The sequence below is a fragment of the Martelella alba genome (assembly GCF_006516955.1).
GTDB lineage: Bacteria > Pseudomonadota > Alphaproteobacteria > Rhizobiales > Rhizobiaceae > Martelella > Martelella alba.
In genome coordinates this window covers 158,172-170,993 of the sequence record NZ_VHLG01000004.1, presented here as the reverse complement: position 1 = coordinate 170,993, position 12,822 = coordinate 158,172, and the positions used below count along the sequence as shown (strand labels likewise).

Here is a 12,822-nt window from a genome sequence, read left to right as displayed (position 1 = left end):
AGGTCTGATCTCGCCCCGGACGCGATACGGACTCAGTGATGACCTGACGTGAAGCTGACAGCTAATGGTTAACAAATTCTGATTCTCTCTGGCAAGATGGTCAGATTTTATTAATTTTATTCGTCAGCCTTATGATTTTACACATATTTCAGGTGCCTGAGTGCCGAGAAAACAGGTGAGAAAATATCGCTAAGTGATTCAATAGACTCGCAAGTTTTCGTCTGTTTCCGCGCTCCGGGTTTACCGACCCTTAAGTCATGTCGCCTATGATCTGCCATGGCTGTAAACGAAAGGTTACCAGCATTCGTTTTTCGTTAAGCATATCCGGCTGACGTGGGAGCGAATCAAATGTTGGGGGACCCTTTCGGATATGCGTTCGTCAGCCGGGGAGTATTGCGTATGAAGGCACGAAACAGTCTGTTGCGCCTAAAGGCGTTTCAGGTGAAAGAAAAAAAGCGGCAGCTGCAGCAGCTGCAGCTTATGATCGACGAGTTCGAGCGTATGTCCGATGAGCTGAAGCGACAGATTGACGCGGAAGAGCAGAAGACGGGGATCTCGGATCCCACGCATTTCGCCTATTCCACCTTCGCCAAATCAGCGCGGCAGCGGGCAGATAACCTGAACGTTTCTGTCCGTGACCTTCTGGAGCAAAGGGCAGTCGGCGAAAGTGAGCTTCTTGAGCTCGACACGGAATATCAGCGTCTCGCGGCGCTGGAGGATCGTGACGGGGCGAGCCGGAAACGCGCCTGAGGCGTTTGGCATCCGGACCAGGAAAAAAGGGACCGCATTGATATGATGCGGTCCCTTTTTCGTCAGTATTTGGTGTGGTGCCCAACTGGACTGAGCCGTTTGCGTGGTCCCAAAGGTGCGATGGCTCACCGCGCCGCCTGCTGTGTTGGCAAAGGGGAGGCTGGGCGGTCGATGCGGCGGAATGGCTAAAGCCCGGTGCATGGCAACATTTTGTCTTCGTTGCCACTGCCCTCAAGTTCTGGAAGCGTCGCGCTGATACAGGTCCCCTGATCACGCGAATCAAATAATGGGCGACGCGCCTGAAGGTCCTTTGGCGATGGCGCGCACTCAATCAGTTTCGATATTGCTGGATCCGTGTAGTCCGCAGGCCGGCCAGGCCGTGATCATCGATGGATGTCTGCCAGGATAGAAACTCTTCCACCGTCAGCCTGTAACGCTCACAGGCTTCTTCAAGGCTGAGCAGGCCGCCACGTACTGCGGCTACAACTTCTGCCTTGCGGCGGATGACCCAGCGGCGGGTATTGGCCGGTGGAAGATCGGCAACAGTCAGCGGGCTTCCGTCAGGGCCTATAACATACTTCGCGCGGGAGCGGACTAGTTCGGTCATCGTACTCTCTACATAAACTCACAACCAACATGAGAGACGCTAGCGCCACATTTTTAAGATTTACCTAAGGGGGCGGTAATCTTCCGGTAACCAGACACCGCGTCGGATGGCCGGTAAATTGGGTATGTTCATGGAGGGGGCAATGCGGACTTGGTGCCGAAAGCTTTATCTGACGGCTTTCCGTGAGTGTGTGTCGAAAGCAAAGCAAGAACGGCCCGGGGTGCGAGCCGTTCAGGTAGGGATGGCGGTGCGTGAGATCGACGTCAGAAACCGGTTCCGCGGCCCACTTCGGAGCGGATGGTTGCAAAAAAGATCTTGGCATCGAGCAGAAGATTGAAATTCGAAACATAATAGAGGTCGCACATCACTCTTGCGCGGGCTTCACCTCTGCGTGTCGTCGGTCCGCGCCAGCCGCGAATTTGTGCCAGCCCGCTCAGTCCCGGCTTCATCAAATGGCGCATGTGATATTCCGGGACCAGCTCTTCATAGAGCATGCCGCCAGCAAGCATGCCGACTGCGTGGCAGCGCGGTCCGATCAGCGACATGTCACCCTTCACGACATTGATCAGCTGCGGCAGCTCATCAATATTTGTGCGCCGCATGAATGCGCCGATCTTGGTGATACGCGGATCATTGGCAATGGTCTGCTGAACGCCGCTCTTGTCGCCAAGATCGGTCCGCATGGAGCGGAATTTGAAGATGTTGATCTTCTTTCCGCCCTGGCCCCACCGGGTCTGCGTAAAGAAAACGGGCCCCGGGTTGTCCAGTTTGATCAGCGTTGCGACGATCAGGAACAGCGGGAACAAAGCGATGAGAGCGGAGAGCGAGACAGCGAGATCGAAAACACGCTTGACCATCAACTGGGCGGTCCGTTTCTTCGATGACGTTGCAACACAAACCTCGTGTCCAAAGGCGCGAGTTGGCAATGTATTGATATCTGAAAAATAGATCGAATTTTGAAAATCTGTCACGGTCAAGGAAATACCCTCAATAAAAATTGTATTAGAATTTCCTGATGTGGAAGTGTTTTAATATCTTCCGATATCTTTGTCACCAAGAAAAAGCCTCAAATCAAGAGGCGGCCTGTGTGATGCGAAAAATGATTAACGTCATTCTCCGGCGAGAGGAGCGCCTGCACCATGCTGAAACCTGGCAACCAAGTTTTAACATATTGTATTTATGGTGATAAACTGCTCGGGATGCGGCTCCTACCGACGATCACTAAATGTGAATGGGAGATATGCGTGTAATGCATAGCTTCGAATGTGGCGAACTTGCCACATTTGGCGATGCCTTCAACCGTGACCCGGCGTCGTGAGCAGGCCTTTCTCGAGGGCGGACAGAGGCCCGCAGCAGACGGCTGCGGGCCTCTGGTCGGGTTTATGTGATGATTTCGACTTTTCTTCCTGATACGACCGGGGGTCGCTAAGCGGTCTCCGGGTTTTGCCCGATGCATTAGAGGCGAAAAATGGAGATCTCCGTTTTTCCGTAACCAAGGTCATAGCTGGCGCCACCATGGTGCAGAAGCGTTAATGTATCACCTGCGCTCAAATAGGCGATCGTACTGCCTGCCTGGCTGGAGGATACGCCGCTGCTGGCAGCGCCCGCCAGAGCGAAGACCGTTTCCGAGCTGTCTTTGCGCAGATCCACCGAATGGGCAGCCGTTGCCGATGCGGTGATCAAAAGGGAGAGGTGATAATAGCCGGTTTCGCTCACCTGCAATGCATAGCCGCCACCCGCACAGGCGCTTCCCAGCGAAAAACCGGTCTGATGCAGATGAAGCGTGTCAAATCCAGTCTCGCTGCCATCTGCTATCACGCCCGATGAAGGCGCGGGGGCTGCGCGAACGATGGGGCGCTGCGGCATGGATATGGTGCCATTGCCGGCAATCTCCAGGGCATCAACCCATGAACTGCCGTCGACACTGGTTTTGACTGAAAAGTCGTCGTTGCCCGCAAGGACCATTTCAGCGCGGCCGGACCATCCGGTCTGGAACAGCAGTGACGCGGTGTCAGTGCTGGCCGCCTTGTTGATCTTTAGCTGGTGGCCATTGCCTATATGGTTCAAGAGTGTGGCCGCGCTGGAAACGGCCAGGCGATTGGTGCTGTCGGCCGTTGCGTTAACGCCCAGCATGTTGCAACTGGCAGCCGAGGGCATTGGTGGTTCTGTCCATGCGGCTCCGTCATAGCAAAGCAGGCATTCGTCATCTTGGAACCATGCCAGCCAGCCAGATGCTGGCGTGATGAAGACCCAGTTGCCATCCTGATAGACGGCAATTTTGCCGTCCTTACCGGCAAAGCCATCGCTTGCTCCGGGGCCAACACGATAGCGGTCACCCTCTGTCGGGGCCGACGGCGGCGTTGCAGCTGTCGACACAATGGAAAGTTGTACAACGGTATCAAGCCGCTGGAGCGCTTCATTATGGGTCACATGTTTTTGCGCCTGCGCGGGCAAGATGAAAGGGAGTGCAAGATTGGCAGTGTTATCCGACATGGCCGTCTCCATTGAGAAATCGTTTCAGGGCCAAGCTTAAACGGCTCGGTGGAGCCGGGGATAAAGGTTGGTGAGATTTTCCCGCCTGTCTGCAGCGGGACGGCTATGGCTTTCCTTACCGCTGGCGGACATTGCCCAGCTGGTGCAGTGTTTGTTTCCAAGATCAGACAATAGTCTGATACTGTGCATTGTGAGGCTTCGCTGTTTTGCAAAGGCCTTTTGCGACTGCGCGACCATAGCTTTGCCGCAACGTGGATCGCCGCCAAACTATCTTTGCTGGTCGTGGATGACCCGCCTTCAAGGCTCAGGCGCTTTATGCTGTTTGCAATGTAGCTGGCTGACGCATTGCCATCCGGTAGGCGATTGCTTCGCCGATATGAGCCCTTCCGACCTGCTCACTGCCGTCCAGATCTGCGATGGTGCGCGCCACTTTCAGGATGCGATGATAGGCCCGGGCGGAAAACTGAAGCTTTTCGGCTGCTTCCTGAAGCAATGCAGTGCCGGCACGGTCAGGCAGGGCGATCTCTTCGATCTGCCCAGCGTTGCAGCGGGCATTGGTTCCGGTCGGGTCGGTCTTGCTGAAGCGCTCCGTCTGAACCGATCTGGCCCGGGCCACACGGCGGGCAACCTCGCTGCTTGGCTCGCTGCTGCGTGGTCCCATCAGGTCGAGGGCGGAAACGGCCGGTACATTGATGGTGATATCGATGCGGTCCATAAGCGGTCCGGAAATCCGGGCCTGATAGTCACTGGCGCAGCGGTCACCGCGCGCGCAGCTGTAGCCCGGCTCGCCTGCCATGCCGCAGCGACAGGGATTCATGGCGGCAATCAGCTGGAACCGTGCGGGATAGGAAACGCGATGATTGGCCCTGGCAATCACGCATTCGCCGGTTTCGAGCGGCTGCCGCAATGCATCGAGAACCTGGGGTGAAAACTCTGGCAATTCATCGAGAAAGAGGATGCCATGATGGGCGAGTGAGGCCTCGCCCGGCCGTGCTTTCAGTCCGCCGCCGACGAGTGACGCCATGCTGGCGGAGTGGTGAGGCGCGCGAAAGGGCCGACGGTCGGACAGCTTTCCGCCGGCTATCTGTCCGGCAATCGAGTGGATCATCGATACATCGAGCAGTTCCGGCGGGGAAAGCGGCGGAAGAATGGAGGACAGCCGTGAGGCCAGCATCGACTTTCCGGCGCCCGGCGGGCCGATCATCAGCAGGTTATGGCCACCGGCAGCAGCGATTTCCAGGGCGCGTTTGGCGCTCTCCTGGCCGCGGATCTCGGAGAAGTCACCCGGAAGCCCGCCAGGTTGACGGATCGCCGGCTGCGGTCTGGAAAGCACCTGCGTGCCCTTGAAATGGTTGGCAACGGCGATGAGGCTTCGCGGTGCAAGAATATCGAGGTCACCGCCCGCCCAGGCTGCCTCAGGGCCGCAATCGGCCGGGCAGATCAGCCCCTTGTCAAGGGCATTGGCGGTCATGGCGGCGGGCAGGGCACCAGCGACGGCGGCAATCGTGCCGTCTAGATTAAGTTCGCCGATGACAAGAAAACTGGCAAGCACATCGGCAGGGATCGCGCCGAGAGCGGCCATCAGTCCGAGTGCTATTGCGAGGTCAAAATGCGACCCTTCCTTCGGCAGATCTGCCGGTGCAAGATTGATGGTGATGCGCTTGGCGGGAAGGGCAAGACCCGAGGCATGCAGCGCCGCCTGAACGCGCTCCCGGCTCTCCGCCACCGCCTTGTCCGGCAGGCCGACAATCTGCATGCCGAGCTTGCCGGGGGCGACCATCACCTGAACATCCACCGGAACGCCTTCTATCCCCTGAAATGCAACCGTGTTTACCCTCGAAACCATAAGCCCGCCGCCCCCGAAGCCTGCGCGAAACAAAATTATGCTGCAACTCTTGCATGAATATCACCCTTGCGCAAGAACAAATATAGAACTTTTGCCTGTTATGGGTTGTGTATGGGTTGTGTTTGGTTGTGTGCCTGGAACAAACGCGGATCATTTCCGTCGGTAATTTCGGGGTATCGCGCCCGGGCCGTATTTTGCATTGTCCGGTATGGTTGTTGTCGGATGTAATGAGGTTGTGCTGCCGTGCAGCGGCAGCCGGGCACGTCACAGATAAGGCTTCCCCACAGAGTGGGGAAGCCTTTGCAAGTCCTGCTTTCAGGGAATGCTGGTGTTGCTCAGCCGCGTTTCTTTTCAACGGCATCCCAGAAGAGCGCAGCGATATCAGCGCCGCCGAATTTCTGGACCTCGCGGATGCCGGTCGGTGAGGTGACGTTGATCTCGGTCATATAGTCGCCAATGACGTCAATGCCGACCAGAATGAAGCCGCGCTCCTTGAGAGCGGGACCGATCCGTCGGCAGATTTCCGCTTCGCGTTTCGTGAGTTCTGTCGGTTCCGCCCGTCCGCCGACATGCATGTTGGAACGGCTGTCTGTTTCGGCGGGGACGCGGTTGATCGCCCCGGCAAATTCGCCATCAATGAGAATGATACGCTTGTCACCCTTGCGCACGGCCGGCAGATATTGTTGGGCGATATAGGGCTCGCGGAACATCTGGCCAAACATTTCCAGAAGCGATGTGAAGTTGCGGTCGTCCCGGGCGGAATGGAAGACGCCGGCACCACCATTGCCGTAAAGCGGCTTCAGGATGATGTCACCCATTTCGTCGCGGAAACGGGCCAGTTCACCAGGGTCCTTGGTGATCAGTGTCTTCGGCATCAGATCGGCAAATTCGGTGACGAAAATCTTCTCCGGTGAATTGCGCACCCAGGCGGGATCGTTGACCACCAGTGTTTTCGGGTGAATGCGCTCCAGCATGTGGGTGGTGGTGATGTAGGCCATGTCAAAGGGCGGGTCCTGGCGCAGAAGCACGACATCCATGGTCGCAAGATCGACGCGTTCGCGGGGACCCAGATCATAGTGATCGCCCTCGACATCGCGCAGCGTCATCGCTTCGACTTCGGCAAACACCTTTCCATCGCGCATGGAAAGCCGGTCGGGCGTATAGTGGAAAAGATTATAGCCCCGCGCCTGGGCTTCCAGCGACATGGCAAAGGTGGAATCGCCTGCGATCTTCACCGTGGAGATATGGTCCATCTGGACCGCGACATTCCTGATATTGGCCATGAGAGCACTGTTTCCGCGTTAATGTCATTCAAACGGGAAGATATGTAATGGTGGTCCTGCTGCTTGGCAACGGGGCAGGCAAGGCCGGATGCCGCTGATCCGGCCTTTTGCACATTCACGCTGCCACGGCAGATTTCACAGACGAGATCCGCTTGCCGCTGGTGGCATCGAAGAAATGCAGTTTTTCAGCAGCAATTCCAAGGGTCATCCGGTCGGTGAGGGGCAGGGCCGGTGAAAGCGCTGCCGTCAATGTCTTGCCGTCAAGGCTGAAATGGGCAAGCCGCAGTGCACCGAGTTCTTCGGCATAATCGAAGTTGAGATCGAGTGTAGCGCCTTCTCCGGCAAAGGGCTGCAGGTCCTCGGCGCGAATGCCAACCGTGACAGGGCCTGAAATGCCGGGTGCGCTGGCGCCAAGACTGATCATCTGGCCATCGATTTTCAGACTGTCACCCTCAATCAAGCCCTGCATGAGGTTCATCGCCGGCGAGCCGATAAAGCTGGCGACGAAGGTGGATGCCGGTTCGTGATAGACCTTGAGCGGTGTACCGATCTGTTCGATACGCCCGGCATTCAGGACGACCAGCCGGTCGGCCAGCGTCATGGCCTCAAGCTGGTCGTGGGTGACATAGAGCGAGGTGGTGCCGAGGCGTTTCTGCAAACGCTTGATTTCGCCGCGCATGGTCACGCGCAGCTTGGCATCGAGGTTCGATAGCGGTTCATCAAAGAGGAAGGCTGCCGGCTTGCGCACAATGGCGCGGCCCATGGCCACACGCTGGCGCTGACCGCCGGAAAGCGCGCGCGGCTTGCGCTCGAGATATTGCTCAATCTCCAGCATTTTCGCCGCCTCTGCAACGCGTGCGGCGATTTCCGCTTTCGGCGTTCCACGGTTTTTCAGCCCATAGGCGAGGTTGTTATAGACCGTCATATGCGGGTAAAGCGCGTAATTCTGGAACACCATGGCGATGTCACGGTCGGCGGGCTCAACCTGATTGATCAGCCGGTCACCGATCAGGGCCTTGCCATCGGTGATAGTCTCAAGGCCTGCCACCATGCGCAGAAGCGTTGACTTGCCGCAGCCTGACGGGCCGACAAGTACAATGAATTCGCCATCGGCAATTTCGAGATCGACATTGCTCACGGCTTTTGTTCCGCCGGGATAAGTCTTGGAGATGTTTTGAAGCGATATCGAAGCCATTTTCTTATTTCTCCGTTTCGACGAGGCCCTTGACGAAGAGCTTTTGCATGAAGATCACCACGAGCACGGGTGGCAGCATGGCAAGGGTGACCGCCGCCATCACGAGATGCCAGGTGGGCCGGCCGTCGACAACGTCAGCGAGCCGCTTGATCCCCATGATCACGGTGTAGAAGCGCTGGTCGGTCGTCACCAGCATTGGCCAGAGATACTGGTTCCAGCCGAAGATGAAGAGGATGACGAATAGGGCCGCGATATTGGTGCGCGACAGCGGCAGCAGCATGTCGCGGAAGAATTTCAGCGGCCCTGCGCCATCAATGCGGGCGGCTTCCGTCAACTCGTCCGGCATGGTCAGAAACACCTGCCGGAACAAGAAGGTCGCCGTTGCCGAAGCGATCAGCGGGATTGACAGGCCGGCATAGGAATTGAGCAGGCCGAGATCGGCAACCACCTTGAAGGTCGGCATGATGCGCACTTCTACCGGCAGCATCAGCGTGATGAAGATCAGCCAGAAAGCCAGCATGCGGAAGCGGAACCGGAAATAGACAATCGCGAAGGCCGAGGTGATCGAGATGGCGATCTTTCCGAGGGCCACGATCAGCGCCATGATCAGGCTGTTCAGCATCATCATGGCGATCGGCGGCGTGCCGTTGTTCTTCAACCCGGAAAACAGGATTGTCGAATAATTCTCGATGGCATGGCCGCCCGGCAGAAGCGGAATGGTCCCGGTCATGAAATCCGATGTTTCATGGGTGGAGGCAATGACGGCGATATAAAGCGGAAAGGCGACGATGATGACGCCGAGGATGAGAATGGCATGGGACAGAATGTCGAGCCAGCGCTGATTTTCGACCATGACGGGCTCCTAATATTCCACGCGGCGTTCGATGTAGCGGAACTGCACCACGGTCAGCGCGATGACCATGATCATCAGCACGACGGATTGCGCCGCCGACGAACCGAGATTGAGGCCGATGAAGCCATCCCGGAACACCTTGTAGACGAGAATATTGGTCGCCTGGGCCGGGCCGCCCTGGGTCGTCGCGTCGATCACGCCGAATGTGTCGAACATGGTGTAAACGACATTGACCACCAGAAGGAAAAAGGTGGTGGGCGCCAGAAGCGGGAAGGTGATGGTGAAGAAACGCTTGAACGGGCCCGCGCCATCAATCGCGGCTGCCTCGCGCAGCGATGACGGAATCGCCTGGAGACCGGCAACGAAGAACAGGAAGTTGTAGCTGATCTGCTTCCAGCTTGCGGCAATCACCACCAGGATCATGGCATCGAGCTTGGATGAGGTATGGCTCCAGCGATAGCCGACCAGATCGAGCAGATAGGGCACGATGCCGATGGTCGGATTGAAGATGAACCACCAGAGCAGGCCGGAAACAGCAGGTGCGACGGCATAGGGCCAGACGATCAGCGTGGTATAGGTGGAGGCCGAGCGGACCATGCGGTCAACGGTGACGGCGAAAAGCAGCGAGGTGCCCATGGATAGGATCGTCACCGAAATGGCGAAGATTGCCGTCACGCCCACAGAATTGAGATAGGTCGGATCGGCGAACAGGCGGGCATAATTGTCGAGCCCGACAAACGTCGTCTTAATGCCGAAGGCGTCCTCGCGAAGGAAGGATTGCCATACGGCCTGACCGGCCGGCCAGAGGAAGAAGATGATGGTGATCGCCAGCTGTGGCGCCAGAAGCAGATAGGGCAGCAGCTGATTTTTGAATATGGTGCGCTTGGTCGTCATGACGGACTTCGTTTGGGCGGCAGTCGCCAGCCGGAAATACAAAGGAGGTCCGCACAGTTTTGCGCGGACCCCGAGACCGGAAAAGAAAGGCTTACTGATTTGCAGCCTGGAATTCGCGCAGCAGCGCATTGCCGCGCGAGACGAGCTCATCAAGCGCTTCCTGCGGGGTCTTTTCATTGCCCAGCATGGCTTCGAATTCTTCGTCGATAATGCCACGGATCTGGACATAATTGCCGAAGCGCAGGCCCTTGGAGTTTTCCGTCGGCGGGTTCAGCGTGATCTGCTTGATGCCGACATCAGCACCCGGGTTTTCGGTATAATAGCCCTGGCTCTGGCCAAGCTCATAGGCTGCCGTGGTGATCGGCAGGTAGCCGGAGAACTGGTGCCAGTCGGCCTGAACTTCAGGTGAGGACAGGTAGGAGAAGAAGTCGGCGACACCCTTGTAGGTAGCGTCATCCTTGCCCTGCAGCACCCACAGCGTTGCACCGCCAATGATGGAGTTCTGCGGTGCGCCTTCAACATCGCTGTAATAGGGCAGCATGCCGAAGCCGACGTCGAAATCCTTGGCATTGGCCATGACACCGGCGCGCGAGGCGGACGAGTTCATCATCATGGCGCAGGTCTGGGCGTAGAACATCGGCTGGGCATCGGCGCCGCCTTCTGCACCGGCATAGCGGTAGAGGCCTTCGTCAGCCCATTTCTTCAGATTGCCCCAGTGGCGGACCTGCAGCGGACCATTCATGGTCAGTTCGGTATCGAGACCGCCAAAACCGTTCTGTTCGGTGCCGAGTGGAACATTGTGCCAGGCGGAGAAGTTTTCTGTCTGGATCCAGGACACCCAGCCGGTGGTGAAGCCGCAGGGCGCAGCACCGCTTTCAACGATCTTCTTCGAATAGGCTTCCATATCTTCCCAGGTCTTGGGCGGCTGGTTCGGGTCAAGCCCGGCCTTTTCGAACACATTCTTGTTGTAATAGAGGATCGGCGTCGAAGAGTTGAACGGCATGGACAGCATGTTGCCATCGGTATCGGTGTAGTAGCCGACAACGGCCGGGAGGAAGGCCTTGGGGTCGAAGTTGGCGCCGCTATCCTTCATCAACTGGTAGACCGGATAGATCGCGCCCTTGGCGGCCATCATCGTGCCGGTACCAACCTCATAGACCTGAACGATGGCAGGCTGTTCCTTGGCGCGGAAAGCAGCGATGGCTGAGGTCATGGTTTCAGCATAGTTGCCCTTGTAGGTGGGAACTACCTCATACTGGTCCTGCGATGCGTTGTAATTTGCAACGATCTCGTTGAGCTTCTGGCCGAGCTCGCCACCCATGGCATGCCACCACTGGATCTGCGTTGCCGCCTGCGAGACGGAAGCCGACAGGCCGAGAGCCAGAGCGGCGAGAGCGATTTTCTTGATCATGAATGTCCCCGTTCGAAGAGTAGGAAAACTGCAATTTCGAATGCGGGACGGTTAGCGGGTCTTCATGACGGTGCCGCTACGGATTTGTGGCAGAATTGTAAAATGGCCGCCTTGGCCTGATGCTTGTCAGAATGCGTTGGGGATATGTTGGGGAAGCCTGCCGGGTGTAACGGCGACAATGTCAAAGCGCGAGGAAATCGCGTGCCAGTTCTTCTGGCGCTTGAGCCATAAGTCGGACGCCGCGCGGATGCGCCGCATGGCCTCATAGGACACCGCATCAATGGCGCTTTCGCGGCTTTTGCGCGCCTTGACCTCGATGAAAATCGCCAGATCTCCCTTGCGGGCAATCAGGTCGATCTCACCCGATGGCGTCTTGTAGCGCATGGCGACGATGCGGTATCCTTTACATGTCAGATAAAGCGCGGCGATCCATTCCGCCCGCCGGCCACGGCGTTCTGCCTTGACGCGGGACGGGGCGGGCTCACGCGTCATCGCTGTCCTTCAGGGCTAGCAGTCGCTGATAGAGGTCGCGGCGGGCGAGGCCGGTCATCTGCGCGGCCTCACTCGCTGCCTTGCCTGCGGGCATTTCGGCGACGAGGCGCTTCAAAAGCACATCGACATCTTCTTCTGCCGGGGCTCCCTTTGGCAGTGGCGGGCCGATGACCAGTACGATCTCCCCCTTCACATCGCGTGTTGCGAAGGCGTCGGCCAAAAGGCCGAGCGTGTCGCGGGAAAATTCCTCATGCGTCTTGGTCAGCTCCCGGCAGACGGCGGCGGGGCGTTCGGCGCCCAGCACATCGGCGGCTGAAACAAGCGTTGCTGCGATCCGGTGCGGTGATTCGAAAAAGATCAGCGTTGCCGGGACGGCGCTGAGTTCTGCAAGCCGGTCGCGCCGTGCCTTGTCCTTGGAGGGCAGAAAGCCGGCGAAGAAAAAAGCGTCATTGGGAAGACCGGCGCCGACAAGGGCTGCCAGCGGCGCCGAGGCACCAGGGATCGGAAAGACCGGCAAATCTTCGGCAATGGCCAGCTTTGCAAGGCGGTAGCCGGGGTCGGAGACCAGCGGCGTTCCGGCATCGGACACCAGCGCCACTGATTTTCCCTCGCGCAGTGCTGCCAGCAGCTTTTCACCGGCCTCTTCGGCATTATGCTCGTGATAGGCAAAGGGGCGGGCGCGGATGACATAGCGGTCGATGAGCTTGCGGGTCACGCGGGTGTCCTCGCAGGCGAGGATATCGGCGGCGGCGAGCGTTTCCAGCGCACGCAGGGTAATATCCCCGAGATTGCCGATCGGCGTTGCCACCAGATAGAGGCCAGGCGCAAGCGGCCGGGCATCAAGTTTGCGCCCCGATATCTCGAAGGTTGGTGCGCTGGCGTCATCCTGCATGGTTCTTGTCCCTGTTCATGCCTTCTTATGATCACGGCTTTGCCCTGGCGACAAGGATATTGCAGCCGTCCTCATGTGAATTATGGGTATGGCGTGAAAACCGCCC

Annotated in this window: 12 protein-coding genes; 1 reads left to right on the top strand and 11 read right to left on the bottom strand. The window is 57.9% G+C overall.

Features of this window, described 5'->3' with window-relative positions; genetic code table 11:
* Window positions 1-399 precede the first annotated feature (399 nt).
* Complete coding sequence (locus FJU08_RS09505; protein ID WP_141148766.1) at window positions 400-750, top strand: flagellar export protein FliJ; 351 nt, start codon at window positions 400-402, stop codon at window positions 748-750.
* A 331-nt stretch (window positions 751-1,081) separates the two neighbouring features.
* Here FJU08_RS09505 and sciP read toward each other — a convergent pair whose 3' ends face one another.
* From sciP to rsmI, 11 genes are all read right to left on the bottom strand, one after another.
* Window positions 1,082-1,357, bottom strand: coding sequence for a CtrA inhibitor SciP (gene sciP / locus FJU08_RS09500; RefSeq protein WP_141148765.1), 276 nt, complete (start codon window positions 1,355-1,357; stop codon window positions 1,082-1,084).
* A 263-nt stretch (window positions 1,358-1,620) separates the two neighbouring features.
* A complete protein-coding gene (locus FJU08_RS09495; protein ID WP_407943699.1) occupies window positions 1,621-2,283 on the bottom strand; it encodes a sugar transferase in 663 nt (220 codons plus the stop codon).
* Between the two features lie 529 nt (window positions 2,284-2,812).
* Complete coding sequence (locus tag FJU08_RS09490; RefSeq protein ID WP_141148763.1) at window positions 2,813-3,850, bottom strand: DUF2793 domain-containing protein; 1,038 nt, start codon at window positions 3,848-3,850, stop codon at window positions 2,813-2,815.
* A gap of 313 nt (window positions 3,851-4,163) precedes the next feature.
* Entirely contained in the window at window positions 4,164-5,696 is a 1,533-nt protein-coding gene (locus tag FJU08_RS09485; protein WP_141148762.1) for a YifB family Mg chelatase-like AAA ATPase, read from the bottom strand.
* A gap of 335 nt (window positions 5,697-6,031) precedes the next feature.
* A complete protein-coding gene (gene gshB, locus FJU08_RS09480) occupies window positions 6,032-6,979 on the bottom strand; it encodes a glutathione synthase (protein ID WP_141148761.1) in 948 nt (315 codons plus the stop codon).
* Window positions 6,980-7,094: 115 nt separating this feature from the next.
* Window positions 7,095-8,174 carry a sn-glycerol-3-phosphate import ATP-binding protein UgpC gene (locus tag FJU08_RS09475; protein ID WP_141148760.1) on the bottom strand — a complete coding sequence of 360 codons (1,080 nt, stop codon included), beginning with the start codon at window positions 8,172-8,174 and terminating at the stop codon, window positions 7,095-7,097.
* A gap of 4 nt (window positions 8,175-8,178) precedes the next feature.
* Window positions 8,179-9,027 carry a sn-glycerol-3-phosphate ABC transporter permease UgpE gene (gene ugpE / locus FJU08_RS09470; RefSeq protein ID WP_141148759.1) on the bottom strand — a complete coding sequence of 283 codons (849 nt, stop codon included), beginning with the start codon at window positions 9,025-9,027 and terminating at the stop codon, window positions 8,179-8,181.
* Window positions 9,028-9,036: 9 nt separating this feature from the next.
* On the bottom strand, window positions 9,037-9,921 hold the full coding sequence (ugpA, locus tag FJU08_RS09465; protein ID WP_141148758.1) for a sn-glycerol-3-phosphate ABC transporter permease UgpA: 885 nt from the start codon (window positions 9,919-9,921) through the stop codon (window positions 9,037-9,039).
* A 91-nt stretch (window positions 9,922-10,012) separates the two neighbouring features.
* Window positions 10,013-11,332 carry a sn-glycerol-3-phosphate ABC transporter substrate-binding protein UgpB gene (gene ugpB, locus FJU08_RS09460; RefSeq protein ID WP_181409795.1) on the bottom strand — a complete coding sequence of 440 codons (1,320 nt, stop codon included), beginning with the start codon at window positions 11,330-11,332 and terminating at the stop codon, window positions 10,013-10,015.
* 126 nt (window positions 11,333-11,458) lie between these two features.
* Entirely contained in the window at window positions 11,459-11,824 is a 366-nt protein-coding gene (locus FJU08_RS09455; RefSeq protein ID WP_141148757.1) for a YraN family protein, read from the bottom strand.
* Window positions 11,814-12,716: a 16S rRNA (cytidine(1402)-2'-O)-methyltransferase gene (rsmI, locus tag FJU08_RS09450; protein WP_141148756.1), complete on the bottom strand. Its 903-nt coding sequence runs from the start codon at window positions 12,714-12,716 to the stop codon at window positions 11,814-11,816. Before rsmI ends, FJU08_RS09455 begins: the two co-directional genes overlap by 11 nt.
* Window positions 12,717-12,822 lie beyond the last annotated feature (106 nt).